This is a genomic window from Nocardioides cavernaquae, from assembly GCF_003600895.1.
In the GTDB taxonomy this organism is placed as follows: Bacteria; Actinomycetota; Actinomycetes; order Propionibacteriales; family Nocardioidaceae; genus Nocardioides; species Nocardioides cavernaquae.
In genome coordinates this window covers 1,152,535-1,175,355 of the sequence record NZ_QYRP01000002.1, presented here as the reverse complement: position 1 = coordinate 1,175,355, position 22,821 = coordinate 1,152,535, and the positions used below count along the sequence as shown (strand labels likewise).

Annotated in this window: 23 protein-coding genes; 14 read left to right on the top strand and 9 right to left on the bottom strand. The window is 69.5% G+C overall.

The window, feature by feature from the left end; genetic code table 11:
* Nucleotides 1–44: 44 nt before the first annotated feature.
* Together D4739_RS05780 and D4739_RS05775 are read left to right on the top strand one after the other, a co-directional pair.
* A complete protein-coding gene (locus D4739_RS05780) occupies nucleotides 45–1,427 on the top strand; it encodes a flavin monoamine oxidase family protein (RefSeq protein ID WP_274380472.1) in 1,383 nt (460 codons plus the stop codon).
* An 11-nt stretch (nucleotides 1,428–1,438) separates the two neighbouring features.
* Nucleotides 1,439–2,854, top strand: coding sequence for an aminobutyraldehyde dehydrogenase (locus D4739_RS05775; protein ID WP_120059683.1), 1,416 nt, complete (start codon nucleotides 1,439–1,441; stop codon nucleotides 2,852–2,854).
* A gap of 162 nt (nucleotides 2,855–3,016) precedes the next feature.
* Here the strand turns inward: D4739_RS05775 and D4739_RS05770 are convergent, their stop codons facing one another.
* Nucleotides 3,017–3,667 (bottom strand): TetR/AcrR family transcriptional regulator, encoded by a 651-nt coding sequence (locus tag D4739_RS05770; protein ID WP_238473534.1) that lies wholly within the window; start codon nucleotides 3,665–3,667, stop codon nucleotides 3,017–3,019.
* A gap of 13 nt (nucleotides 3,668–3,680) precedes the next feature.
* On the opposite strand from D4739_RS05770, the gene D4739_RS05765 reads away from it, so the two are divergent.
* From D4739_RS05765 to D4739_RS05720, 10 genes are all read left to right on the top strand, one after another.
* Nucleotides 3,681–4,007 (top strand): DMT family transporter, encoded by a 327-nt coding sequence (locus D4739_RS05765; protein WP_120059681.1) that lies wholly within the window; start codon nucleotides 3,681–3,683, stop codon nucleotides 4,005–4,007.
* A gap of 134 nt (nucleotides 4,008–4,141) precedes the next feature.
* Nucleotides 4,142–5,122, top strand: a complete 981-nt coding sequence (locus D4739_RS05760) for an AraC family transcriptional regulator (RefSeq protein ID WP_120059680.1) — start codon at nucleotides 4,142–4,144, stop codon at nucleotides 5,120–5,122.
* Between the two features lie 155 nt (nucleotides 5,123–5,277).
* A complete protein-coding gene (locus D4739_RS05755) occupies nucleotides 5,278–6,126 on the top strand; it encodes a carbon-nitrogen family hydrolase (protein ID WP_120059679.1) in 849 nt (282 codons plus the stop codon).
* Entirely contained in the window at nucleotides 6,123–6,830 is a 708-nt protein-coding gene (locus D4739_RS05750) for a DUF2848 family protein (RefSeq protein WP_120059678.1), read from the top strand. The genes D4739_RS05755 and D4739_RS05750 overlap by 4 nt, the downstream gene beginning before the upstream one ends.
* A 1-nt stretch (nucleotide 6,831) precedes the next feature.
* Nucleotides 6,832–8,310 carry a 4-hydroxyphenylacetate 3-hydroxylase family protein gene (locus D4739_RS05745; protein WP_120059677.1) on the top strand — a complete coding sequence of 493 codons (1,479 nt, stop codon included), beginning with the start codon at nucleotides 6,832–6,834 and terminating at the stop codon, nucleotides 8,308–8,310.
* A complete protein-coding gene (locus D4739_RS05740) occupies nucleotides 8,307–8,663 on the top strand; it encodes a cupin domain-containing protein (protein WP_120059676.1) in 357 nt (118 codons plus the stop codon). Before D4739_RS05745 ends, D4739_RS05740 begins: the two co-directional genes overlap by 4 nt.
* A 16-nt stretch (nucleotides 8,664–8,679) precedes the next feature.
* A complete protein-coding gene (locus D4739_RS05735) occupies nucleotides 8,680–9,192 on the top strand; it encodes a flavin reductase family protein (RefSeq protein ID WP_220699239.1) in 513 nt (170 codons plus the stop codon).
* Nucleotides 9,193–9,218: 26 nt separating this feature from the next.
* Complete coding sequence (locus tag D4739_RS05730) at nucleotides 9,219–10,556, top strand: MFS transporter (RefSeq protein WP_120059674.1); 1,338 nt, start codon at nucleotides 9,219–9,221, stop codon at nucleotides 10,554–10,556.
* 107 nt (nucleotides 10,557–10,663) lie between these two features.
* The gene (locus D4739_RS05725; RefSeq protein ID WP_120059673.1) at nucleotides 10,664–11,653 is read left to right on the top strand and encodes an AraC family transcriptional regulator; all 990 of its coding nucleotides are present in this window, start codon (nucleotides 10,664–10,666) and stop codon (nucleotides 11,651–11,653) included.
* 87 nt (nucleotides 11,654–11,740) lie between these two features.
* Nucleotides 11,741–12,463 carry an alpha/beta fold hydrolase gene (locus tag D4739_RS05720; RefSeq protein WP_120059672.1) on the top strand — a complete coding sequence of 241 codons (723 nt, stop codon included), beginning with the start codon at nucleotides 11,741–11,743 and terminating at the stop codon, nucleotides 12,461–12,463.
* A 63-nt stretch (nucleotides 12,464–12,526) separates the two neighbouring features.
* Here the strand turns inward: D4739_RS05720 and D4739_RS05715 are convergent, their stop codons facing one another.
* The 5 genes from D4739_RS05715 to D4739_RS05695 all read right to left on the bottom strand — a co-directional run bounded on the left by D4739_RS05715 (nucleotide 12,527) and on the right by D4739_RS05695 (nucleotide 16,775).
* A complete protein-coding gene (locus D4739_RS05715; RefSeq protein ID WP_120059671.1) occupies nucleotides 12,527–13,270 on the bottom strand; it encodes an alpha/beta fold hydrolase in 744 nt (247 codons plus the stop codon).
* Nucleotides 13,267–13,722, bottom strand: coding sequence for a nuclear transport factor 2 family protein (locus D4739_RS05710; protein WP_182920323.1), 456 nt, complete (start codon nucleotides 13,720–13,722; stop codon nucleotides 13,267–13,269). Before D4739_RS05710 ends, D4739_RS05715 begins: the two co-directional genes overlap by 4 nt.
* Before the next feature lie 138 nt (nucleotides 13,723–13,860).
* A complete protein-coding gene (locus D4739_RS05705; RefSeq protein ID WP_182920322.1) occupies nucleotides 13,861–14,856 on the bottom strand; it encodes an AraC family transcriptional regulator in 996 nt (331 codons plus the stop codon).
* Between the two features lie 114 nt (nucleotides 14,857–14,970).
* Nucleotides 14,971–16,137: a serine hydrolase domain-containing protein gene (locus tag D4739_RS05700; protein WP_120059668.1), complete on the bottom strand. Its 1,167-nt coding sequence runs from the start codon at nucleotides 16,135–16,137 to the stop codon at nucleotides 14,971–14,973.
* Entirely contained in the window at nucleotides 16,134–16,775 is a 642-nt protein-coding gene (locus D4739_RS05695) for a TetR/AcrR family transcriptional regulator C-terminal domain-containing protein (RefSeq protein ID WP_120059667.1), read from the bottom strand. The genes D4739_RS05700 and D4739_RS05695 overlap by 4 nt, the downstream gene beginning before the upstream one ends.
* An 80-nt stretch (nucleotides 16,776–16,855) precedes the next feature.
* Between D4739_RS05695 and D4739_RS05690 the strand changes: the two genes are divergently transcribed.
* Together D4739_RS05690 and D4739_RS05685 are read left to right on the top strand one after the other, a co-directional pair.
* The gene (locus D4739_RS05690; RefSeq protein WP_120059666.1) at nucleotides 16,856–18,322 is read left to right on the top strand and encodes an APC family permease; all 1,467 of its coding nucleotides are present in this window, start codon (nucleotides 16,856–16,858) and stop codon (nucleotides 18,320–18,322) included.
* A gap of 8 nt (nucleotides 18,323–18,330) precedes the next feature.
* On the top strand, nucleotides 18,331–19,905 hold the full coding sequence (locus D4739_RS05685) for an amidohydrolase (RefSeq protein ID WP_120059665.1): 1,575 nt from the start codon (nucleotides 18,331–18,333) through the stop codon (nucleotides 19,903–19,905).
* 60 nt (nucleotides 19,906–19,965) lie between these two features.
* On the opposite strand, the gene D4739_RS05680 is transcribed toward D4739_RS05685, so the two are convergent.
* The 3 genes from D4739_RS05680 to D4739_RS05670 are packed head-to-tail and all read right to left on the bottom strand — an operon-like array spanning nucleotide 19,966 to nucleotide 22,804.
* A complete protein-coding gene (locus D4739_RS05680; protein WP_120059664.1) occupies nucleotides 19,966–20,364 on the bottom strand; it encodes a hypothetical protein in 399 nt (132 codons plus the stop codon).
* A gap of 53 nt (nucleotides 20,365–20,417) precedes the next feature.
* Nucleotides 20,418–21,302, bottom strand: coding sequence for a pyridoxal 5'-phosphate synthase lyase subunit PdxS (pdxS, locus tag D4739_RS05675; protein WP_120059663.1), 885 nt, complete (start codon nucleotides 21,300–21,302; stop codon nucleotides 20,418–20,420).
* Nucleotides 21,303–21,307: 5 nt separating this feature from the next.
* Entirely contained in the window at nucleotides 21,308–22,804 is a 1,497-nt protein-coding gene (locus D4739_RS05670) for an NAD-dependent succinate-semialdehyde dehydrogenase (RefSeq protein ID WP_120059662.1), read from the bottom strand.
* Between the last annotated feature and the right edge of the window lie 17 nt (nucleotides 22,805–22,821).

The window sequence follows — 22,821 nt, the reverse complement described above, 5'->3', positions numbered from 1 at the left end:
GTTCGCAGGCTTACGGTGGATCCACGTTTGAACAGCATTCAAAGATGGGTACCGACATGAAGATCTACGACACCGTGATCGTCGGGGCCGGCGTCACCGGCCTCACCGCAGCCTGGCGCCTGACCCAGGCCGGCCAGGACGTCCTCGTCCTGGAGGCGCGCGACCGCACCGGCGGCCGGCTGCGCACCGAGGACCACAACGGCTCCGAGTTCGAGATCGGTGGCCAGTGGGTGTCGCCCGACCAGGAGGCGCTGATCGGGCTCGTGGCGGAGCTCGGCCTGGAGACCTATTCGCGCTACCGCTCGGGAGAGTCCCTTTACGTCGACCGGTCCGGCGCCGCGCGCCGCTTCACCGGTGAGGACCTCCCGGTCGAGGAGCAGACCGCCAAGGAGATCGACCGGATCATCGGCGTCATCGACGAGCTGGCCGAGCTCATGGACCCCGATCGACCGTGGGAGCACCCGCAGGCCGCGGCGCTCGACAGGGTGAGCTTCGCCCAGTGGCTCGACGCGCAGACCGACGACCAGGAGGCGCGCGACAACATCGCGCTCTACCTCGGCCCGGCGATGCTGACCAAGCCGATCTGGTCGTTCTCTGCGTTGACCGCGGTGCTCATGTCGGCCAGCGCTGGTTCCTTCACCCACCTGGTCGACGCCGACTTCATCCTCGACAAGCGCGTCGTCGGTGGGCTCGCGTCGGTGCCTTCCGCGTTGGCCGAGCGGCTCGGCGACAAGGTGCGCCTCTCCTCGGACGTCACCCACGTCGCGTGGTCAGACTCGGGTGCAGTGGTGACCGTGGACGGCGAGCAGGTCGGCGCGACGAGCGTCGTCCTGGCGCTCCCGCCGACCCATGTCCGTCGGATCCGGATCGACCCGGAGCTTCCCGCCGAGCACCGTCACGCCCGCGAGCACCAGTCGTTCGGCCTGGTGATCAAGGTCCAGGCGGAGTACGACACCCCGTTCTGGCGTTCGGGTGGCCTGTCGGGCACCGGCTTCGGTCCCTGGCAGCTCGTGCACGAGGTCTACGACAACACGCCTCATCCGACTGGCCCCGGGGCGGCCACCGGAACGATCGTCGGCTTCGTCTCCGACGTGAACGCCGACGAGGTCGGGCGACTCTCCGACGATGAACGTCGGGCGCGCATCCTCGCCTCGCTCGCGGCGTACTTCGGCGAGGAGGCGCTCACTCCGCGCACGTACGTCGAGAGCGACTGGCAGCACCAGGAGCTCACCGGCGGCGCCTACGCGACCAGCTTCGACGTCGGCAGCCTGACCCGCTACGGCGCCAAGCTGCACGAGCCGGTCGGGCCGATCCGGTTCGGCTCCAGCGACATCGCCGGCCACGGCTTCCAGCACGTCGACGGGGCGGTGCGCATCGGCACCCGCCTCGCCGAGCAGATCCTCGGCCACTCCTCAACGGTTCAGTGAAAGGCACGACCATGATCAGCAATGTCATCGACGGCAAGGTCATCCCCGCGGCCGACGGTCGCACCAGCGAGATCATCGACCCGCGCACCGGGTCGGTCTACGACGAGGCGGCGCTCTCCGGCGCGGCCGACGTCGACGCGGCGTACGACGCGGCTCGGCGGGCGTTCGTGACCTGGCGTCGCACGACGCCGGCCGAGCGGCAGAAGCTGCTCCTCGCGCTGGCCTCCGCGCTCGAGGAGCGTGCCGACGACATCCTGGCTGCCGAGGTGCGCGACACGGGCAAGCCGGCAGAGCTGACCCGCGACGAGGAGATCACGGTCGGCATCGACCAGCTCCGCTACTTCGCCGGGATGGCGCGCTCGCTCGAGGGGGCGGCCGCGGGCGAGTACCTCGCCGGCCACACGTCGTACGTGCGTCGTGAGCCGGTCGGCGTCGTCGGCCAGGTGGCGCCGTGGAACTACCCGTTCATGATGGCGATCTGGAAGATCGCTCCGGCGCTGGCCGCCGGCAACACCGTGGTGCTGAAGCCGTCGGACACGACTCCCGCGTCGGCCTCGCTCGTCGGGTCGATCGCTGCGGAGATCCTGCCGCCCGGTGTGCTCAACGTCGTCTGCGGTGATCGGGACACCGGCCGCCTCGTCGTGGCCCACCCGGCCGCAGCGCAGGTCTCGATCACCGGATCGACCGGTGCCGGCAAGCAGGTCGCCGCTTCGGCCGCCGTCGACGTGAAGCGCGTGCACCTCGAGCTCGGTGGCAAGGCGCCTGCTGTCGTGTTCGGGGACGCGGACATCGCAGCTGTGGTCGAGGGCATCGTGGTCGGGGCGTTCTTCAACGCCGGCCAGGACTGCACGGCCGTGACCCGGATCCTGGCGCACTCGTCGATCGCGGACCCGCTCGAGAAGGCGCTGGTCGAGGCGATCGCCGAGGTCAGCACCGGTCCGGATGTCGAGGACCCCTTCTACGGTCCGCTCAACAACGCCGACCAGCTGGCGCGGGTGACCTCGGTCGTCGCTGCGCTGCCTGCGCACGCGCGCGTCGTCACGGGTGGCGTCCGGGTCGGATCGACGGGCTACTACTTCGCGCCGACGCTCGTTGCCGGCGTACGTCAGGACGACCCGGTCGTTCAGGAGGAGACCTTCGGTCCGCTCGTGACGCTGCAGACCTTCGAGACCGAGGCGGAAGCCATCGAGATGGCGAACGATGTCGACTTCGGACTCGCCTCGAGCGTGTGGACCAAGGATCACGGCACCGCGCACCGCTGCTCGATCGACCTCGACTTCGGCTGCGTGTGGGTCAACACCCACATCCCGCTGGTCGCCGAGATGCCGCACGGTGGCTTCAAGCAGTCGGGCTACGGCAAGGACCTGTCCCACTACGGGCTCGAGGACTACACCCGCATCAAGCACGTGATGCACGCGCACGGCTGAGCTCAGCCGCCCCATCGCCGGCCGCGCCGGACCACTCGACCCGGTCCTGCGCGGCCGGATCCATGGTGCGGGAGCGTTTGGTCAGCGATGCACGTTGCGCCGTGTCGGCACCGAGGTCGGGCCGTGTCGGCACCGAAGTTGCGCCGTGTCGACGGGAACGGGTCAGGCGAGGGCGGCTACGGCGTCGGCCAGGTCGGCGACGGAACGCGCGCGAGCGTCGGGATCCACGTCGAGCGGCAGGTCCAGCTGGAAGCCCATGAACGCCGCGTCGATCAGCTCGGCTGCGCGCTTGGCGAGGGGGCCGGTGACACCCGAACGGGTGAGGTGTCCGACGAGCGCCGCGGTCCACAGCGCGTTGGCCCGGCGTACGACGGAGGCGTAGGGCTCGCGGCCGAAGAGCCCGAGCGCCGACGCCTCGACGTAGATGCGGGTGCAACGGTCTGCCGGTTCGCTCTGGACCGCTGCCCAGAGATCGCCGACGGCTGCCCGGAGATCAGTCGAGGGCGCGAGCGCGTCGATCTGTGCGACGCCACGGTCGTTGGAGGTCCGCAGGACGTCGGCGACCAGCTCGTCCTTGGAGCCGAAGTGGTAGAGCAGCATCCGGTCGCTGGTGCCGAGCTCGGCAGCGAGGGGGCGCAGGCTCAGCCCGATCAGGCCGTGCTCGAGCACGTAGTCGGTCGCGACCTCGGTCCAGGCGGCGCGACGCTGAGGGTCCTTGGCGATGACGGTCTCCCGGGGTCGGTGGGTCGGTGCGGTGAGGCGTTGCCCCGGACTGTAGCACCTGCTACATTGTGTGTAGCACTTGCTACACAACCCGGAGGAAATCATGTACGCCGCACTCGGACTCCTGTTCGCCGCCATCGCCCTCGAGGTCGGCGCCAGCGCTGCACTTCCGCGCACCCAGGGCTTCAAGGACCCGTTGTGGACGGTCTTCGTGGTTGCCGGTTACGCAGCGTCGATCTGGCTGCTCGCACTCGTCGTGCGCGACATGCCCGTCTCCACGGCGTACGCGATCTGGGCCGGGCTGGGCACTGCCGCCGTCGCGGTCATCGGTGCGGTGTGGCTCGGCGATTCGCTCGACCCGTTGAAGGTCGTCGCGCTGGGCATGGTCATCGTCGGCGTCGTCGTCCTCAACCTGCAGGGCGCTCACTGATCGAGGATTCGGGCCCCAGGGGCTTCTCGGTGCCGAGGTCGCCGCGTGCGCCCTTGTGAAGATCTCGTTTCGCGTGAAGACGCGCGCATCGTTCGGTGGCAGTCTGGACTCATCAACTGCTCCGGAGATGAATCGTGGGAACCACAGCGCTTGCCAAGCTGGCCGCAACACGCGGTGATGTCGTGCTGTCCGGAACCCGCGACCCCGACGAGGTCGTCGACGCCTGCACCGGGGCCCTCCGCCCGCACGCGCTGACTCTCAGTCGGCCCGGCACCCGGCTGGCCACTCGCCTGGCGAGCGTCAAGATGCAGGATGTCTCCGTCAACCTGCTGCGCTATGGCGCAGGAGTGACCGTGAGCTCAGGGGATGCACCCCTCGACGACTACCTCCTCACGCTGCCGATCGCGGGGGCAGGCCAGTTTCGCTACGGCTCCGCCACGGCGCTCGCCAGCGTCGGGCACGGGGTGCTGATCGGGCCGCACCAGGATTTCGAGTTCGGCTTCGACGAGGCCTGGGACCAGGTGGTCGTGCGGCTGGACCGGTCGCGCGTCGAGTCGGTCGCGGCCGCGCTCACCGGCGAGACCGGCCCGGTCCACTTCGACCTGTCGCTGGCCCCTGACGTCAGTCGTCTTGATGGCATGCTCGAGTCGGCGGTGGACCTCGTCGACTCGGCCGCCGTCCAGCACCGGCCGCAGCTGCTCTGGCAGCTCGAGCAGGTGATCATCGAGTCGCTCCTGCTCGCGCAGCCGAACAACCGGATGAGGCTTCAGCCGAGCGATCGCCCGATGACTTCCCCGCGCCTGCGTCAGGCGATGGAGTTCATGATCGACCGGATCGCCGACCCGTTGAGCGTCGCCGACGTGGCGCTCGCGTGCGGCACCAGCGTGCGCAGCCTGCAGACGGCATTCCGCACCGAGCTGGGCACCACCCCCGTGCAGTGGCTGCGCTCGCAGCGGCTCGAGCGCGCTCACACCCTGCTGCTCTCCGGCGCGCCCGGGCTGTCGGTCACCGACGTCGCCTACCGCTGTGGGTTCTTCCACCTCGGTGAGTTCGGGGTGGCCTTCCGCGCCCGCTACGGCACGACGCCGTCGGCGGTCCTCACCTCGCGCCGCTGACGGCCCGGGCGTCGCAACTGGTCTGATCCGGCAGAAGCTCCGGCGAGGAACCTGCCGATCAGGACCCGTTCCGGACTGTAGGGGTGCGCGAATCCGAGTACGCCGCGTCGTACTTCCGATATCGAGTGTGGCCGCCCTCACATGACTCTGAGGTCATGCACATCGCACTCCTCCAGCTCGCCAGCCCCGACGCCGAGACCGTCGCCGACCGCCTCGCGCGGGTCGACGGCATGGTCCGCGCCGAGAGCGCGCTGAGCGGCGCCGACTTCCTGGTCCTCCCCGAGATGTGGACCGCCGGCTACTTCTCCTTCGACGAGTACGCCGCCCGCGCCGAGCCGTTCGAGGGCCCGACCCTGGCCGCCGCCCGGGGATGGGCCCGGGACCTCGACCTGACCGTCCACCTCGGCAGCTTCGTCGAGGTCGACGCCGAGGGCCGGCTGCACAACACGTCCGCGGTGGTCCACCCGGACGGCGAGGTCAGCAACGTCTACCGCAAGGTGCACCTGTTCGGTTACGGCTCCCGGGAGACGCAGCTGCTCACCCCGGGCGAGTCGATCGGCACCAGTGACATCAACGGCCTCGCGACCGGCATCACCACCTGCTACGACCTGCGCTTCCCGGAGCTCTTCCGCAGCCTGGTCGACGCCGGCGCCGAGATGGCCGCCGTCTGCGCCGCCTGGCCCGAGGCCCGCCTCGCCCACTGGCGCCTGTTCACCACCGTCCGCGCCGTCGAGCAGCAGATGTACGTCGTGGCGGTCAACGCCGTCGGCGAGCAGGCCGGCGTCACCCTCGGCGGTCACAGCCGGGTCGTCGACCCGACCGGCCAGGTCGTCGTCGAGGCCGGCCAGGACGAGGGCTTCACCTACGCCGACATCGACACCGAGCTCCCGCGCAAGGTCCGCGCCGAGTTCCCCGCGCTGGCCGACCGCCGCTGGTCTGCGCCCCAGAGCTCAGGCACGCAGTCAGCCACCACCGTCCTGAAGAACACGAAGGAGTCCGCATGACCACCACGCCCACCACCGGCAGCCCCGCCGGCACCGCCACCCGGCTGCGACTTCGCGCCACCGATGGCGCGGAGGTCGAGGTCACTCCCACGCACCTCGTCGTCGCCGGCTACACCGGCCGCGACCGGGCCGCCGTACAGCACCACATCGACGAGCTCGCCGCCATCGGCGTACCCGAGCCGGACACGATCCCCGCGTTCTACCCGCTCGCGACCACCTGCCTGACCACCGACCAGCAGATCGAGGTGGACGGCACCAAGACCTCCGGCGAGGTCGAGCCGGTGCTGATCCGGGCCAACGGCACCTACTACCTGACCGTCGGTTCGGACCACACCGACCGCGAGATGGAGAAGGTCGGCATCCAGCTCTCGAAGGCGGCCTGCCCGAAGCCGATCGCGGACACGGTCATCGAGCTCGGCGACCCGCCGGCGCTCGTCGACTGGGACTCGATCGTGGTCCGCAGCTGGGTCGACGGTGAGCTCTACCAGGAGGGCACGCTCGCCACGATGCTCCCGATCACGGAGGTCCTCGACGAGTGGGACCAGATCGGCGGCAGCCAGGGCATCGCCCTCGTCCTGTTCGGCGGCACCCGCCCGCTGATCGACGGCACCTTCCGCTACGGCCGCGACTGGCGGATGCAGCTCGAAGTCCCCGGCCACACCCCCATCGAACTCAGCTACACCGTCTCTGTGAGGAGCAACTGAAATGCGCACCAGCACCGATTACCTGAAGTCCCTGTCCGACGGCCGCACGGTCATCGTGGACGGCAAGCCCGTCGACGACGTCGCCGCCGACCCCGCGTTCGCGCCCATCGCCCGCACGGTCGGCGAGCTCTTCGACATCGCGGCCGACCCGGCCAACGGCATGCAGGTCACCGACGAGGTGACCGGCAACCCCGTCAACCGCATGTACGTCGCGCCCCGCAACGCCGAGGACCTCGCCGCCTGGCGCGACTCCGCGCAGGTCTGGGCCAACCACACCAACGGCTGGGTGGGCCGCTCGCCCGACCACGTCGGTGCCTTCGTCGCGGCGTTCTCCGCGCACCCCGGGGCCTTCGCGGACGAGCGCGGCCTGGCCGACAACGTGTTGGCCTTCCACCGCCGCGTGATGGAGAACGACCTCTACATCTCCTACGCGATCATCCCGCCGCAGGTCTCCCGCGCCACCACCGCGCACGCCTGGGACGGCGACTTCATCCAGGTCGGCGTGAAGGAGGAGCGCGAGGACGGCATCGTCGTCCGCGGTGCGCAGATGCTCGCCACCGGCGGTGCTGTTGCTGACGAGATCCTGGTCTCCTGCATCAAGCCGCTGACCCCCGAGGACACGGACTTCGCGATCTCCTTCACCGTGCCTGTCGCGGCCGACGGCCTCAAGCTCTACTGCCGCCGCCCCTACGCCACGGGCGCCACGAGCGACTTCGACTACCCCCTCTCCTCGCGCTACGACGAGACCGACGCACTGCTGGTCTTCGACGATGTCTTCATCCCCTGGAAGGACGTCTTCGTCTACAAGGACGTCCCCGGCCTGCGCAAGCAGTTCTTCGACACCGGCGCCCACGTCCTCGGCAACTTCCAGGCGCAGATCCGGTTCGCCACCAAGCTCCGCTTCCTGGCCGGCATCGCCCGCAAGGTCGCCGCGGTCAACGGCGTCGACAAGTTCCCCGGCGTCGTCGAGAAGCTCGGCGAGCTGGCCAGCCTGGTCTCCGTCGTCGAGTCCGCGCTGCACGCCGCGCAGTTCACCGCTGCTGCTGACGAGCAGGGCTTCTTCAGCCCCGGCGCCCAGTCGCTGTACGCCGCGATGGGCCTCCAGGCCGAGCTGCACCCCCGCGTCATCGGCATCCTGCGCGAGCTGGTCGGCGGTGGCGTCCTCCAGGTGCCGTCGTCGGTCGCCGAGCTGGTCAACTCCGAGACCGCCGAGGACATGGAGCGCTACGTCTCCAGCCCCGGCATCACGTCGGTCGAGCGGGTCAAGCTCTTCAAGCTGGCGTGGGACGCGGTCGGCAGCGAGTTCGCCGGTCGCCACCAGAGCTACGAGCTCTTCTACTCCGGCGCTCCGTTCGTCGTGAAGGGCTACGCGTTCCGCAACTACGACTACAACAAGCCGCTCCAGGCGGTCGAGCAGTTCCTCGCGTCGTACGGCGTCGACGGCCCGGCCGCTGCGGTTACCGAGGAGGTCTCCGCATGAGCAAGCCCGAGATCGAGTTCACCCCGGTCACCGACATCGACTACACGCTCTGCCCCGGAGACAACCCGCTGATCAAGGAGCGCATCCTCGCGAGCGACCCGGTCGGCGGCGTGGCCACCCGGATCCTGCGCTACGAGCCCGGCGCGGACTCGACCGCGCTCGGCGTGCAGCGGCACGACTTCTGGGAGGAGGTCTACATCCTCGAGGGGTCGTTCCACGACCTCACGCTGGACAAGACCTTCGTCGCCGGCGAGTTCGCCTGCCGCCCGCCCGGCATGCCGCACGGTCCCTGGAAGACCGACGAGGGCGTGACCACCTACGAGGTGCGCTACCACGCGCGCGTCGAGGACTGACGAGGGGATGAGCACCATGACCACTCCGCTCGTCGACCCGATGGCCATGCGCCAGACGATGGGTCGCTTCGCCACCGGTGTCGCCGTCATCACGACCGAGGACGCCAGCGGCCCGCACGGCATGACCGTCAACTCGCTGACCTCGGTGTCGCTGGACCCGCCGTTGCTGCTGGTCTGCTTCAACCACGGTGCGCGCACCGCGGAGGCTGCGGTGGCGTCGGGCCGGTTCGTGGTCAACATCCTCTCCCGGCGCCAGCAGGCGATCGCCCTGCGGTTCGCGGCCCGGGGAGAGGACCACTTCGCCGGCCTCGGCCTCGAGTACGCCGGGCACCGGGTGCCCGTCGTACCCCAGGCTCTCGCGCACCTCGAGTGCGACGTCGAGCGGGTCGTCGAGGCCGGCGACCACACGATCGTGTTCGGCGCCGTCATCGGCGTGAACACCCGGGATGGTGACCCGCTGGGCTTCTTCGGGGGCAAGTTCAGCGACATCACCCAGCACGGGCACGAGCCCGAGCACTGGTTCTTCTGAGCACCACCACACCCTGAGGAGACGCAATGTCTGCAACCACCCATGAGATCGACAACCCTCCGCCGCAGGCGGAGAAGCGCCGGGCCAGCCTGACCACCGTCGCCGCGTCCAGCCTCGCCGGCACCGCCGTCGAGTGGTACGACTTCTTCCTGTACGGCACCGCCGCCGCACTCGTGTTCAACACGCTCTTCTTCCCGGCATCCGACCCGCTGGTCGGCACGGTCCTCGCCTTCGCGACGTACGCCGTGGGGTTTCTCGCCCGGCCCGTCGGCGCCGTGGTGCTGGGTCACCTCGGTGACCGCCGCGGCCGCCGGGCGACCCTGATCGCGAGCCTGATGCTGATGGGCGTCTCGACGTTCCTGATCGCGCTGCTTCCGACCTACGGCACCATCGGCGTCGCGGCGCCGATCATCCTGGTGCTGCTGCGACTGGTCCAGGGCTTCGCCCTCGGCGGCGAGTGGGGCGGCGCCGTCCTGCTGGTCTCCGAGCACGGCGACAGCAAGCGCCGTGCCTTCTACTCAGCGTGGCCCAATGTCGGTCCGCCGCTCGGCAACCTGATGGCCGCCGGCGTGATGCTGGTGCTGAGCAACACCCTCTCCGACGCCGCGTTCCTCAGCTGGGGCTGGCGTGTGGCCTTCGGCCTCTCCGCGATCCTGGTGATCATCGGCCTGGTCCTGCGCCTCTACGTCACCGAGACCCCGCTCTTCGAGGAAGCCGCCCGCAACGCCGATCAGGCACCCAAGGGCCTCCCGGCCGGGGTGGTGATCCGCAAGCACTGGCGGATGGTGCTGCTCGGTGCGGCCACGCGCTTCGGTGAGAACGCCGGCTTCTACATCTACTCGCTCTTCGTGATCACCTACGTCACCAAGATGCTCGGCCTGGCTCCGTCGGTCGCGCTCAACGCGGTGATGATCGGGCAGGGCGTTGCGATCGTCTCGATCCCGCTGTTCGCGATCCTCGCCGACCGGATCGGCCGCCGGCCGATCTACCTGACCGCCTCGGTGGCCACGGTCGTGTGGGCCTTCGTCTTCTTCGGCCTGCTCGACACCAAGAACCCGGGCCTGATCATCCTGGCGGTCGCCGGCGGCCTGTTCATCTTCGCGATGTTCAGCTCGGTGATCGGTGCCTTCTTCTCCGAGCTCTTCCCGACCGAGGTGCGCTACTCGGGCGTCTCGCTGGCCTACAACCTTGCGTCGGTCCTCGCCGGTTCGCTGGCGCCGATCATCGCGATCTGGCTCTACACGAAGTACGAGTCCGGCTATGCCATCGCGGCCTATCTCGCAGCGATGGGCCTGATCTCGCTGGTCGCCTCGCTCATCGCGAAGGAGACCCGCGAGACCGACCTGGCCACGGTCGGTCACTGAGCCGACGTCGTGCGGACGGAGCTCACCTCCTCTGTCCGCACGACGTCAACCAGGTCTAGGAATCCAGGAACCGGTTCCACCAGCAGCGCCCGGAACGGGAGGCAGCCATGACCGTCGAAGCCCTCGCCCGAGGGATCACCGAACGTGGCGCGCGCGTGCTCGACGCGACGGGCGACATCGACGAGGTGGTCGAGGTGTGCACGACCGCGCTCCGGCCCCACACGCTGGTGCCCGCGGGACATGCTGCTCTGGAGACGAGGCTCGATCGGGTCGCGCTCCGCGACGTGTCGGTGAACCGCCTGTCCTACGGTGCGAGCGTGACCGTCGCCCCTGCCGGACCGGACGAGGACAACTTCCTGCTCGTGCTGCCGGCCGCGGGTCGGGCCGAGTTTCGCTACGGCGGGGTCTCCGCGGATGTCGCTCCGGGACACGGGGCTGTGGTGGGGCCGCACCGGGATTTCGAGTTCGCGATCGACGGTTCCTTCGACCAGGTGATCGTGCGCCTCGACCGCCGCCGCATTGAAACCGTCGCAGCCGCAATGTCTGGCGTCGACGGACCTGTGGAGTTCGACCTGAGGTCGGATCCTGGCGTCTTCGCCGTCGTCGGACTCCTCACGACGCCGGTCGCGCTCGCCTCGACGCCCGTCCTGTCTGGTCGACCGACACTGGTCTGGCAGCTGGAGCAGGTCCTCATCGAGGCGCTGCTGCTGAGCCAGCCGAGCAATGTCACGGCGGCATTGTTCACGTCAGCGTCTGCCTCTTCGTGGCGGCTCCGACGGGCACTTGACTACCTCGGCGACCACTTGGCCGATCCGTTCAGCATCGCTGCCGTGGCGGCGTACTGCGGGATGAGCGTGCGGTCGCTCCAGGAGGCTTTTCGTCGTGAGCTCGACGTGACTCCGGGCCAGTGGCTGCGGGCCCGACGCCTCGACCAGGCACATGTGGTGCTGAGGCGGGCCGAGCCTGGCAGCACGACCGTCACCGAGGTCGCGTGTGCGGTCGGAATGTTCCACCTGGGCGACTTCGCCCACCACTTCACGATCCGCTTCGGGGTGCTGCCCTCGGCAGTGCTCGCGGGCACCGCGCAAACGCGCTGAGCGGGCCACGTTCTCGCGATATCGGGCGAACGGGCAACGGCGAAGACTGGCGACTCCAGACCATTGCACAGATGTCGGAGGATTCCCATGAAGTTCGTACTCGTCCACGGAGCATGGCACTACGGCGACCTGTGGGCGCCGGTCCGCGCTCATCTTGAGGCAGCTGGCCATGAGGTGCACACGCCCACGGCTGGCGGACTCGGCCCCGACGACGACAAGCACGTCGACCTCCGCGGCGCTGCCCAGCCGATCATCGACTACATCCGTGAGCGTGACCTGACCGACTACGTGCTGATCGGGCACAGCTGGGGTGGCTACCTGATCTCGCGCGTCGCGATCGAGATGCCCGAGCGGCTCCGCCGCCTGGTCTACTTCGCTGCCTTCGTCCCCGAGCACGGCAAGTCTCTCGTCGACGAGCTGCCCCCGCACCTACGTGGAGCCCTCCAGGCCAGCGCAGACGAACGCGGTGACGGTTCGGTCGTGCTGCCGTTCTTCGTGTGGCGAGACGGCTTCTTCAACGACGGCAGCGCCGAGCACGCCCAGCAGGTCTACGACGTGCTGCGGCCGCAGCCGTACGGCGCGTTCACCGACCCGGCAGACATGACCGGCTGGGACCGGGTGCCGAACGTCTTCAGCTACCTCGCGCCGTACGAGGACAACGACATCACCCAAGGTGAGTGGGGCAGGCACCCCCGGCTCTCGAACCGGCTCGGTGTCTTCCGGCTGGTCGGTATGCCGGGCAGCCACGAGGTGTTGATGACCGATCCGGAGCTCACTGCGAGGAAGTTCATCGAGGCGGGACGCGACTGACGACGGAAGGCTTCGGACCCCTCGGCACCGAGGCGCAGTCCATTGCGCCTCGGTGCCGAAGGATCAACGGGCCGATTCGAGGTGAGTGACCAGCTCGTCGTTGAACGGCTCTCCGATTCGCTGGACCGCATGTGGGCTGCCGTCGAAGAGCACTCGACGCGCGTTCAGTGCCTCGGCGAGCGCATCCGCGACATCCTCGAAGCCCGGCGTGCCCCCGCCGGTGACGACGAGTTTGGGGAAGGACGTTTCGGCAAGGACGTCGACAGGAACTCCCGTCTCCCACGGGCGCTCGGTCGTCAGGTTGCGCACGGCCTCCGCCAGGGCTGGCGGGAGCGGAGCGGGCAGCTCGAGGTCGACGTCGAGCACCTTCAGAAAGCCGGCTACGAAGGCATCCAGATCGGCGGCATCGGCCGCCGCCCAGTGGTTGCGCAGTGCCTCGATGAGCGCGTCGGCAGCCGGGCGCCCCGCACCGTTCGGCAGGGCCGGCGGCTCGATGACGGTCAGCGACCACACCTTGTCCGGCGCCAGTGCCGCGGCTCGCATCGCGACGACGCCGCCCATTGACGTGCCGACGAGGTGCGCGCCGTCGCCGAGGAGCGCGACGATTTCTGCGGCGTCTCGATCGGGATCGATCTTCTCCGTTGGCGGACTCGGGCTGTAGCCGCGCCGGTATGGGGCGATGATCTGGAAGCGGTCCGAGAGGACCTTCTGCTCCCCGAAGGCCGCGGCGGCCGAACTCAGGCTCCCGTGAACCATCACGATTCGGGGCCCGGTGCTGCCCCACTTCTCGACGGCGAGCCCTGTCATGCGTTGACTCCAGCTTCGCCGTCAATCTCGGCGGCGGCCAGCTCCGCCCGGGCGAAGACTCCCCGGTCGATGTCGAGCTGGCGCGACTCGAAGCGCCAGCCCTCGTCTGTCCGCACGACGACGTCACGGTAGATCCCGGAAGCAATGATGAAGGGCGGCTTCTCGACCTGGAGCTTCGTCACGGCACACGTGATGGTCGCGCGGTCACCGTCGCCGTCCACGACGTAGTTCGTCATGAGGTGGCGGGCGCCGTCTTCCTTGCCGGCGGCGATGTGGCCATCGATGAAGGCACGGATCTCGGCATGGCCGGCGAAGGTGCCGTAGGTCGCGATGAAGGTGCCGTCAGGAACCCAGGCGGCAACCCACGCGTCGACGTCATGGTCATCGAGTGACCGCATCTGCGCGTTTGAGAGCGAGACGATGGCGAGTGTGTCTTCCACGGAGAGAGGCATTGATGAATCTCCTTTGCTCGGCGCGACGGATTGGTCGCGCGGTGCACTGAGTTTGTTCACCGGCGGAACGAGCATCTATCGCCTTCGCGAACCAGGGCTACCGGGTTCGCGAACGCCTCCGGTGGGCCTTGCGGAGCGTCAGGACCGCGGTGCGCGAAGCACGGCCGACGGGGAGCTGCCGAACCTGTCCTTGAACCGCGCGGCGAAGTCGCCGAGGTGGACGAATCCGCACGCAGTGGCGACCGCAGTGACCGTGGTCTCTGACTCGACTGCGATCACGAGTTGCGCATGGGCGAGATCAAGCCGCTGGTTTCGAAGCCACTCGCCGGGTGACATGTCGAGCTCACGACGAAATCCGAGTTGCAAGCTCCGCAGGCTGACGCTGCAGTGCCGGGCAACGGCAGTGAGTGAAAACTGGTCCGCGAGATTCGCGACCATGAAGTCCTGGGCGCGGGCGACACGGTCGGAGGAAATCCGCTCTGAGGGGCCAGCCATGGCCGCGCTGAGGTTGTTCCTGCACCCCAACAGCGTTGCTTCGATGATGAGCCGCTCCAGCTGGAAGGTAAGGCGTGGGCGTCTCTCGACGGCTGGGTCCGCAGACACCTGGAGCGCCGCCTGGACAAGTCCGGTGAGTGCGGGACTGACCTTCCCGGCGGCCAGGTCGAAGTGCACGGGTCCCAGCTCACCCGACCCCGCGAGGAAGGCTGCAGCACTCTCGACGCGTGTGCGGTCCAATCGCACCAGGACCTGGTCGAACTCCCGGGTGATTTCTAGGGTGAAGCCGTCGTAGGGACCGACCACGGCCATCGAGCCCGGCGAGACAACGGCGGTCGACGACCCGTAGCGGAAACGTGCATGCCCAGCCACGGGCAGGGCGAGGATGAACTCATCCTGCTGAGGTCGGATCTCCGAGATGGTGACGTCGGCGCCGTAGTTGAGTCGGCTCAGCGCGACGGCGCCGCTGGTCAGGGAGTGGAGGCGCGCGGAGAGTCGTCCGTCGCGGTGCTTCATCTGGAGCCGGTGAGGGCGCAGCGTCGTGGAGCAGGCTTCGACAACGGCGTCGACTTCGTCGGTGGAGTCCAGAAGCGATGTGCCATCGCGACGCACGAGATCAGCGACCAGTGCGACCGACATGGACATCCCTCCCGCTCACGTTGGCTCAGGGTACGTCTGTGGGAGACCCGTGGCGATCGATCGGGGCGAACTTCACTCTCGCAACCCGGCGGGGCCCTCGCGAGGAGTACGTTCTCACCGAGGTGCCAGGTGGTCTGCGATCGCAGCGCACATCGCGAGGGTCGCCTCCATGCGGTCGGCGTCAGTGGGCAGCCGCCAGCTGGAGAGCTTCACTGCGACCATGCGGGCGGACCGGTCGACGTACACGAGCTGGCCGTGGATGCCGACGCAGAGCAGGACCTTGCCGCCCGCGGGGACCCAGAACTGGTTGCGGTAGTGGCCGCCGGGCAGGAGGTCCGCGTGGGGGCCGGCCGCGAATGCCTCGACGAGGTCCGCGTTGCGCGCAAAGAGGTCATCGACCCAGTCCGGGCTGACGATCCGCTCGCCGGGGAGGGACGCGCCGCCGTGCAGCAGCATCTGGCCGAACCGCGCGAGGTCGCGCAGGGTGGCGCAGATCCCGCCGTCGAACATGCCCGTGCCCTCGGCGTCGACCGTGATCATCGCGTCGGCCTCGGTGCCGAGCCGGCTCCAGAGCAGGTCGGCAGCGATGTCCGCGAAGGGCCGGCCGGTGGCCGCCTCGATCACCCAGCCGAGCACGTCGGTCTCGCAGCTGCGGTACTGGAAGTAGCCACCGTGGGGTCGATCTGTCGACAGGCCGGCCAGGAACTCCTTCAGCGTGGCCGGGCTGCCCGGATGCGCGGGTGCCCAGCCCACCGCCTCGTCGAGCAGGCAGACCCCGGCCTCGGGATCGAGGTAGTCCTCGGAGAAGTGCACGCCCGTGCGCATGTCGAGCACGTCGCGCAGCGATGCCTCGGCGTAGCCGCTGCTGGCGAGCTTGGGGACGTACGCCGACACTGGGCGCGCGGGGTCGAGGATGCCGCGCTCGGTGAGGGCACCGACGATGACGCCGACCAGTGACTTGCTCACCGACATCAGCAGGTGCCGCGTCGTCGGCGACATGGGGGAGGTGTAGCTCTCCGCGAGAACCCGGCCGTCGTGGAGCACGAGCCAGGCATCGGTCTCGGTCGACGCGAGCACATCGCTGACGGTGCCGTGCACACCGGCGACGGGCAGCGCGAGCAGATCAGCGGCAGCGACGTCGGCGGAGGCCGGCTCCAGGGCTGTGGTGGGCGCCGCACCGCGCGCGATGGCGGCGGTCGGGAACAGGGAGTCCATCGACGCGAACGACTGACGGAGCCGGGTGGGTTCCCGCCAGTCGGCAGGGGCGGGCGAGGCGCTCATCCGGCCACGCCGAACTCGGCAGCGAGCGAGGCGAGGAGCCGGGTCAGGCCCTCCTCGAAGGCATCACGGGCGCGATTGCGGCCTGTCGGCTGTGCGGCGAGGGCCGCCGCGAGGGCGGGTGCCTCGACTCCCTCGGGCACCTCCCACATGACGTCTGGTGCCGCGAGGTCGAGAGCGGAGCCGATCACGAAGTTGTCGAGGGCCGTCAGGATCCGCATGGCATGGGCGGGCGGGATGCCTGCCTCGCCGAGTCGCGTGGCCATCCGGTCGTAGGCCTCGATCACCTTCGCCGACCGAACCGTCGCGGTCGTCAGCAGGGGCACCACGCGAGGGTGCGCTGCGAAGACATCGCGGTAGGAGCGGAAGAAGCCGAGCAGCGCCTCGTCCCATGCGGGATCGTCCAGCGGACCCAGGTCCATCGCGCTGGCGACCTGCTCGCGGAGCAGCTCGATCACGCCGGCCCGGCCGTCGACGTGGTGGTAGAGCGATGCTGCCTGCACGCCGAGTCGACGCGCGAGTGCGGGAAGGGTGAAGTCGCCCGTCTCGTCGACGAGCTCGAGCGCGGCATCGCCGATGCGCCCCTTGTCGAGGACGGCCTTGCTCGGGCGGCCGGCCCGCCGTGGCGGAGCATCGGACATTTTGACCTCTTCCCATTTGCGTGTGGCCCGACTTACAGTAGCGGAACCTAAATCTAATCGTTTTCGATAAAGGAGTCACGATGGCAACGACCACTCCGTCGAATCCGGAGACCGCCACCGGTCCCGGCCTGAAGCGCAACGCGCTCGGCACCAGCGACCTCGTCTTCATCGTCGTGTCCGCCGCCGCACCGCTCATGGTCATGGTGGGCGTCGCCCCGCTGGCCATCATGATCGGCGGCGTCGCTGCCCCCGCGGCGTACGTCTTCGCAGGCGTCGCGCTCGCCATCTTCGCCGTGGGCTTCACCACGATGTCGCGCCACCTCGACAACGCGGGCGCCTTCTACTCCTACATCGCGGTCGGCCTGGGCCGGACCTCGGGCGTCATCGCCGCGCTGGTCGCCCTGGTCTCCTACAACGCGCTGCAGATCGGTGTCTACGGACTCGCGGGCGTCGCCATCCAGGGCACCTTCGCGGAGGTCTTCGGCATCGACCAGCCGTGGTGGGTCTACGCCGTCGGCTGCATCCTGATCGTCTGGTACATCGGGTTCCGCACGGTTGACTTCGGAGCGAAGTTCCTCGCCGTCCTGCTCGTCGCCGAGACCGCGCTGCTCCTCATCCTGGCCGTGGCCATCGTGGTCCAGGGTGGTTCGAGCGAGGGTCTGGGCCTGGAGTCGTTCGCTCCGTCGAACATGTTCGTCCAGCCGATGACCGTCATCGTGCCTACCGCCTTCGCCGCCTTCATGGGCTTCGAGGCCACCGTCATCTACCGCTCCGAGACCCGCAACCCGCGCCGCACCATCCCGCGCGCGACGTACATCGCGGTGGCCGTGCTGGCCGGCACCTACGCCTTCATCGTGTGGGCCATCGTGCAGGCCTTCGGCGCCAGCGGTGCGGTCGGTGCCGCGACGGACAACGGCGTCGGCATGTTCTTCGTTGCCGGAGAGACCTACGTCGGCACCTGGTTCACCACCGCGATGCACCTGCTGATCGCAACCAGCGTGGTCGCCAGCCTGGTCGCCTTCCACAACGCGGTCACGCGCTACTCCCTCGCCATCGCCGAGGAGGGCCTGCTGCCCAAGGTGCTCGCGAAGACGCACCCGCGCACCCGCTCGCCGTACGTCGCGGGAGCGGCGCAGACCGCCCTGGCGCTCGTCATCGTCGTCGGCTTCGCCGTCGCGAAGGCCGACCCGTACTCCCAGCTCCTGATCTGGGTGAACACCCCTGGCATCTTCGGCATCCTGCTGCTGCAGGTCGCCGCCGCGATCTCCGTCGTGGTCTTCTTCCGCCGCCGGGCAACGTCGGAGAAGGTGTGGAGCACCGTGGTCGCTCCGCTCGTCTCGGCCGCGCTGATGATCGGCGCCTGCGTGCTGGCCGCCAAGAACATCTCGTTCCTCACGGGCACCACGGGCCTGGTCAACCAGGTCCTGCTGCTGACCATCCCGGCCACCTGCTTGGTCGGATTCGGCTGGGCGCTCTGGCTGCGGCGCAGCCGGCGCGAGGTCTTCGACTCCCTGGCTGCGGCGTGTGAGACGGCGCCTCTGCCATGAGAGGGGCAATGACTCCCGCGGATCTGCTGGTGGTCGGCACCACCGCCCGCACGCTCGATCCCGCGCGCCCGACGGCCACAGCCATTGCGGTGGCGGGGGACCGGATCGTCGCACTCGACGGCGAGGCGCTCGCCCTCCGCGGGGCCGGCACCGAGGTCATCGACCTGGGGGGAGCGGTCACCACGCCCGGGCTCGTCGACGGTCACATGCACCCGCTCTTCGGCGCAGCGACGTTCCACGGCGCCGACCTCACGAGCTGCCTGGACCTCGACGACGTACGCCGCATGCTGGCGGACGCCGCTCCGGGCGAGGACGGATGGATCGTCGGATGGGGCCTCGACCACAACGTGTTCGGCGGAGGGGCACCGACCAACGCGGTCCTCGAGGAGGTCCTGCCCGGGCGTCCGGTCTTCCTCCGCCTCTACGACGGCCACTCGGCCATCGCGAGCACCGAGGCGCTGCGCCGCGCCGGGGTCACCGGTCCGCGTCACTTCGAGCAGCGCTCGGAGGTCATCTGTGATCGCGCTGGTGTCCCGACCGGGATGCTGCTCGAGCACGCCGCGATGGAGCTGGTGCAAGCGGTGCTGCCGACGGTGTCGGACGCGGTGCTGCGCGACCGGCTCCGGGAGGCGCTTTCAGGGATGGCGGCAACCGGTCTGACCGGGGGCTGCGTCATGGATGCGGAGGCCGGCGCCCTCGAGCTCTTTGCCAGCTACGAGGAGAACGGGGACCTGCCGCTCCGGCTCCGCGTCGCCCCGTGGTGCATGCCGGGAGCCGAGGTCGGCGAGGTGCTCGACCTGCAGGGACGTCGAGGTCGGCGCTGGAGCGTCGAGGCGGTGAAGTTCTTCATGGACGGCACGGTCGAGGGCGGCACTGCCTGGCTCGAGCACCCCGACTGCCACGGCACCGGGACCGAGGCGTTCTGGCGGGACCCTGCGGCGTACACGAAGGCGGTGCAGCAGCTCGCGGACGCCCGCGTGCAGACCGTCACCCACGCCATCGGTGATGCTGCCGTGCGGCACGTGGTCGAGGCGCTGGAGCACGTCGACACCGGCGGCGTCCGGCACCGCATCGAGCACCTCGAGACGCTGCCCTGGGAGCTCGTGCCGCGGCTGGTCCGCTCCGGCCTCGTCGCCTCGATGCAGCCGGTGCACGCCGGGTTCACCAAGGCCGACCACAGCGACGAGTGGTCCACCCGTCTCGGCGCGGAGCGCGCCGACCGGGCCTGGGTCTGCCGCGACATCCGCGACGCGGGCGGCTACCTGGTGCTCGGCTCGGACTGGCCGATCGCGACGTACGACGCTCGCACGGTGCTGGCCCACGCCCGTCTGCGCCGCGCCCCCGGCACGACGGATGCGCCTGTCGCCCCCGAGCAGGCGCTGACCGGCCTGATGGCTCTGGAGGGCATGACCTCCCACGCCGCCTACGCGGATGGTGCGACGGACGCGGGTCGCATCGCCGTCGGCTATCGCGCCGACCTGACGTCGTTCGCGCTCGATCCGGTCGAGGCGCCTGCCGACGAGCTCGCCGAAGCGCCGATCCGGCTCACGGTGAGCAGCGGCATGGTGACGCACCGCGACTGAGTTCATGAAGTGAGAGCAGGGCCGGTCGGTGACCGGCCCTGCTCTCATCTTTCCGCCTGCTCAGGCGACTCGATCGACCATCGGGAGGCTCGGAGCGGGGAGATCGACCGGTGACGGAGACAGTGCAACCGTCTGACCGATGGCGCGGCCGAAGGTGTGCTCGACCACCAGCCCGTCGATGACGACCTCCGGCGACTCCTGGAGCGCAGCCTCGTAGCGAACCCGCTGCCAGTGCTCGCCGGTCTCGAGCGCCGTCGCGCGCACGACGACGTGCCCGGTCATCTCCGCCGGGAGCACCTCGAGGTCGAGGTCGACGAACCCGACCGCCGCGCCCTCGGTGCCGGTCGACCGGATCGCGAGGCGCCGTCGCAGCGTGTCGAAGGCACGCAGTACGACGTCGCGGGTCAGGCCGCGGGCGGGGAGCTCGAGTCGTTCGACGAGGGGCGGTGCGGGGGTCATGACGGGTTCTTTCATCGGGTTGGGCAGGGTTGCTGGGACGGATGGGTGGGCGGCTACCATCCGCGTTCGGCGAGGCGGTGCGCGACGGGGATGTCGTCGACGTTGATGCCGACCATGGCCTCGCCGAGTCCGCGGGAGACCTTGGCGATGACGTCGGCGTCGTCGTAGAAGGTGGTGGCCTTCACGATCGCCTCGGCGCGCTGGGCGGGGTTGCCGGACTTGAAGATGCCGGAGCCCACGAAGACGCCTTCGGCACCGAGCTGCATCATCAACGCGGCATCGGCGGGGGTGGCGATGCCGCCGGCGGTGAAGAGCACGACGGGGAGCTTGCCCGTCTGCGCGACCTCGGCGACGAGCTCGTAGGGGGCCTGGAGTTCCTTGGCGGCGACGTAGAGCTCGTCGGGGGCGAGGGTGGTGAGGCGGCGGATCTGCGAGCGCAGGGTCCGCATGTGGGTCACGGCGTTGGAGGCATCGCCGGTGCCGGCCTCGCCCTTGGAGCGGATCATCGCCGCACCCTCGGTGATGCGGCGCAGCGCCTCACCCAGGTTGGTGGCACCACACACGAACGGGACGGTGAAGGCCCACTTGTCGATGTGGTTCTCGTAATCCACGGGGGTGAGGACTTCGGACTCGTCGATGTAGTCGACGCCGAGGGACTGCAGGATCTGGGCTTCGACGAAGTGGCCGATGCGGGCCTTGGCCATCACCGGGATGGAGACCGAGGCGATGATGGAGTCGATCATGTCGGGGTCGGAGGCGCGCGAGACGCCGCCCTGGGCGCGGATGTCGGCCGGGACCCGTTCGAGGGCCATGACTGCGACGGCGCCGGCGTCCTCGGCGATCTTGGCCTGCTCGGCGTTGACGACGTCCATGATCACGCCGCCCTTGAGCATCTCGGCCATGCCGCGCTTCACGTGAAACGTTCCGGTGCTGCTCATCGCGATCAGCTCCAGTCGACCGAGAAGTACTGCGTCTCGGTGAACGCGCGCATGCCCTCGCGTGCACCCTCACGACCGAGGCCGCTCTGCTTGTAGCCACCGAACGGGGCGGCCGGGTCCGACACGATGCCGCGGTTGATGCCGACCATGCCGGCCTCGATCTTCTCGGCGAACTTCAGCGCCCACTTGAGGTCGCCGGAGTAGACGTAGGACGCGAGCCCGAACTCGGTGTCGTTGACCTGGGCGAGCAGGTCGGCCTCGTCGGTCCAGGTCACGATCGGGGCCACCGGGCCGAAGGCCTCGTTGCGGATGATCTCCGCGTCAGCAGGTACGTCGACCAGGAGCGTCGGCGGGAAGAAGTGGCCGTCGAGCGGGCTGGTCTTCGCCTGGTGGCTGACCTTCGATCCACGTGAAACCGCGTCGTCGACGAGGGCGGTCAGGCCGGTGACGGCCTTGGCGCTGATCAGCGGACCGATCGCCGTGCCCTCCTCGAAGGCGCTGCCGACCTGGAGCGCTTCGATCGCGGCCCCGAACTTGTCGGTGAACTCGGATGCGACGGAGGCGTGGACGTAGAAGCGGTTGGCCGCGGTGCAGGCCTGACCACCGTTGCGGAACTTGGCGATCATCGCGCCGGCGACGGCCGCGTCGATGTCGGCGTCGGGTGCCACGACGAAGGGAGCGTTGCCGCCCAGCTCCATCGAGGAGTTCACGACGCGCTCGGCGGCCTGGCCGAGCAGCATCCGGCCGATGCCGGTGGAGCCGGTGAAGGAGACCTTGCGGACCCGCTCGTCGGCGAGCCAGGTGCCGACGACATCGCCCGGCGCCGTCGTGGTGACGACGTTGACGACGCCTGCGGGGACACCCGCCTCCTCGAGGATCTGGGCCACCGCGAGGGCGGTCAGCGGGGTCTCCGAGGCGGGCTTGAGGACCACGGTGCAGCCAGCGGCGAGGGCCGGGCCGATCTTGCGCGTGGCCATGGCAGCCGGAAAGTTCCAGGGGGTGACGAGTGCGGAGACGCCGACCGGGTGGCTGGTCACGATCGTGCGCGTGCCGCCAGCGGGGGACTCGGCGAAGTCGCCGTCGGAACGCACGGCCTCCTCGGAGAACCAGCGGAAGAACTCCGCGGCGTACCCGACCTCGGCGCGGCCGTCGGCGAGCGACTTGCCGTTCTCCGCGGACATGAGCGCCGCGAGCTCCTCGGTGCGCTCGATCATCAGGGCCCAGGCCTTGCGCAGCACCTCCGCGCGCACCCGCGGCGCGGTGGCCGCCCAGGCAGGAAAGGCAGCAGCGGCCGCGTCGACCGCGGCGGTCGCCTCAGCGGCACCGCCGTCAGCGAAGTCGGCGAGCACGGCACCGGTGGCCGGGTCCAGGACCTCGAAGGTCTTGCCCGAGGAGGCGGCGACGCCCCGGCCGTTGATGTGCTGGCCGTGCCCGGGGTCGAGCTTGCTGATCGTGGCGTGGACCGACGCGGGAACCAGGTCGGTCGTCGTGGTGCTGGTCATCGGATTCTCCGGTCGCT

Bases quoted from the DNA above. Each gene is read 5' to 3' on its own strand.
- D4739_RS05780 (WP_274380472.1), top strand. From the start codon at position 45: ATGGGTACCGACATGAAGATCTACGACACCGTGATCGTCGGGGCCGGC.
- D4739_RS05775 (WP_120059683.1), top strand. From the start codon at position 1,439: ATGATCAGCAATGTCATCGACGGCAAGGTCATCCCCGCGGCCGACGGT.
- D4739_RS05765 (WP_120059681.1), top strand. From the start codon at position 3,681: ATGTACGCCGCACTCGGACTCCTGTTCGCCGCCATCGCCCTCGAGGTC.
- D4739_RS05755 (WP_120059679.1), top strand. From the start codon at position 5,278: ATGCACATCGCACTCCTCCAGCTCGCCAGCCCCGACGCCGAGACCGTC.
- D4739_RS05750 (WP_120059678.1), top strand. From the start codon at position 6,123: ATGACCACCACGCCCACCACCGGCAGCCCCGCCGGCACCGCCACCCGG.
- D4739_RS05745 (WP_120059677.1), top strand. From the start codon at position 6,832: ATGCGCACCAGCACCGATTACCTGAAGTCCCTGTCCGACGGCCGCACG.
- D4739_RS05740 (WP_120059676.1), top strand. From the start codon at position 8,307: ATGAGCAAGCCCGAGATCGAGTTCACCCCGGTCACCGACATCGACTAC.
- D4739_RS05735 (WP_220699239.1), top strand. From the start codon at position 8,680: ATGACCACTCCGCTCGTCGACCCGATGGCCATGCGCCAGACGATGGGT.
- D4739_RS05730 (WP_120059674.1), top strand. From the start codon at position 9,219: ATGTCTGCAACCACCCATGAGATCGACAACCCTCCGCCGCAGGCGGAG.
- D4739_RS05725 (WP_120059673.1), top strand. From the start codon at position 10,664: ATGACCGTCGAAGCCCTCGCCCGAGGGATCACCGAACGTGGCGCGCGC.
- D4739_RS05720 (WP_120059672.1), top strand. From the start codon at position 11,741: ATGAAGTTCGTACTCGTCCACGGAGCATGGCACTACGGCGACCTGTGG.
- D4739_RS05715 (WP_120059671.1), bottom strand. From the start codon at position 13,270: ATGACAGGGCTCGCCGTCGAGAAGTGGGGCAGCACCGGGCCCCGAATC.
- D4739_RS05710 (WP_182920323.1), bottom strand. From the start codon at position 13,722: ATGCCTCTCTCCGTGGAAGACACACTCGCCATCGTCTCGCTCTCAAAC.
- D4739_RS05705 (WP_182920322.1), bottom strand. From the start codon at position 14,856: ATGTCGGTCGCACTGGTCGCTGATCTCGTGCGTCGCGATGGCACATCG.
- D4739_RS05700 (WP_120059668.1), bottom strand. From the start codon at position 16,137: ATGAGCGCCTCGCCCGCCCCTGCCGACTGGCGGGAACCCACCCGGCTC.
- D4739_RS05695 (WP_120059667.1), bottom strand. From the start codon at position 16,775: ATGTCCGATGCTCCGCCACGGCGGGCCGGCCGCCCGAGCAAGGCCGTC.
- D4739_RS05690 (WP_120059666.1), top strand. From the start codon at position 16,856: ATGGCAACGACCACTCCGTCGAATCCGGAGACCGCCACCGGTCCCGGC.
- D4739_RS05685 (WP_120059665.1), top strand. From the start codon at position 18,331: ATGACTCCCGCGGATCTGCTGGTGGTCGGCACCACCGCCCGCACGCTC.
- D4739_RS05680 (WP_120059664.1), bottom strand. From the start codon at position 20,364: ATGACCCCCGCACCGCCCCTCGTCGAACGACTCGAGCTCCCCGCCCGC.
- pdxS (WP_120059663.1), bottom strand. From the start codon at position 21,302: ATGAGCAGCACCGGAACGTTTCACGTGAAGCGCGGCATGGCCGAGATG.
- D4739_RS05670 (WP_120059662.1), bottom strand. From the start codon at position 22,804: ATGACCAGCACCACGACGACCGACCTGGTTCCCGCGTCGGTCCACGCC.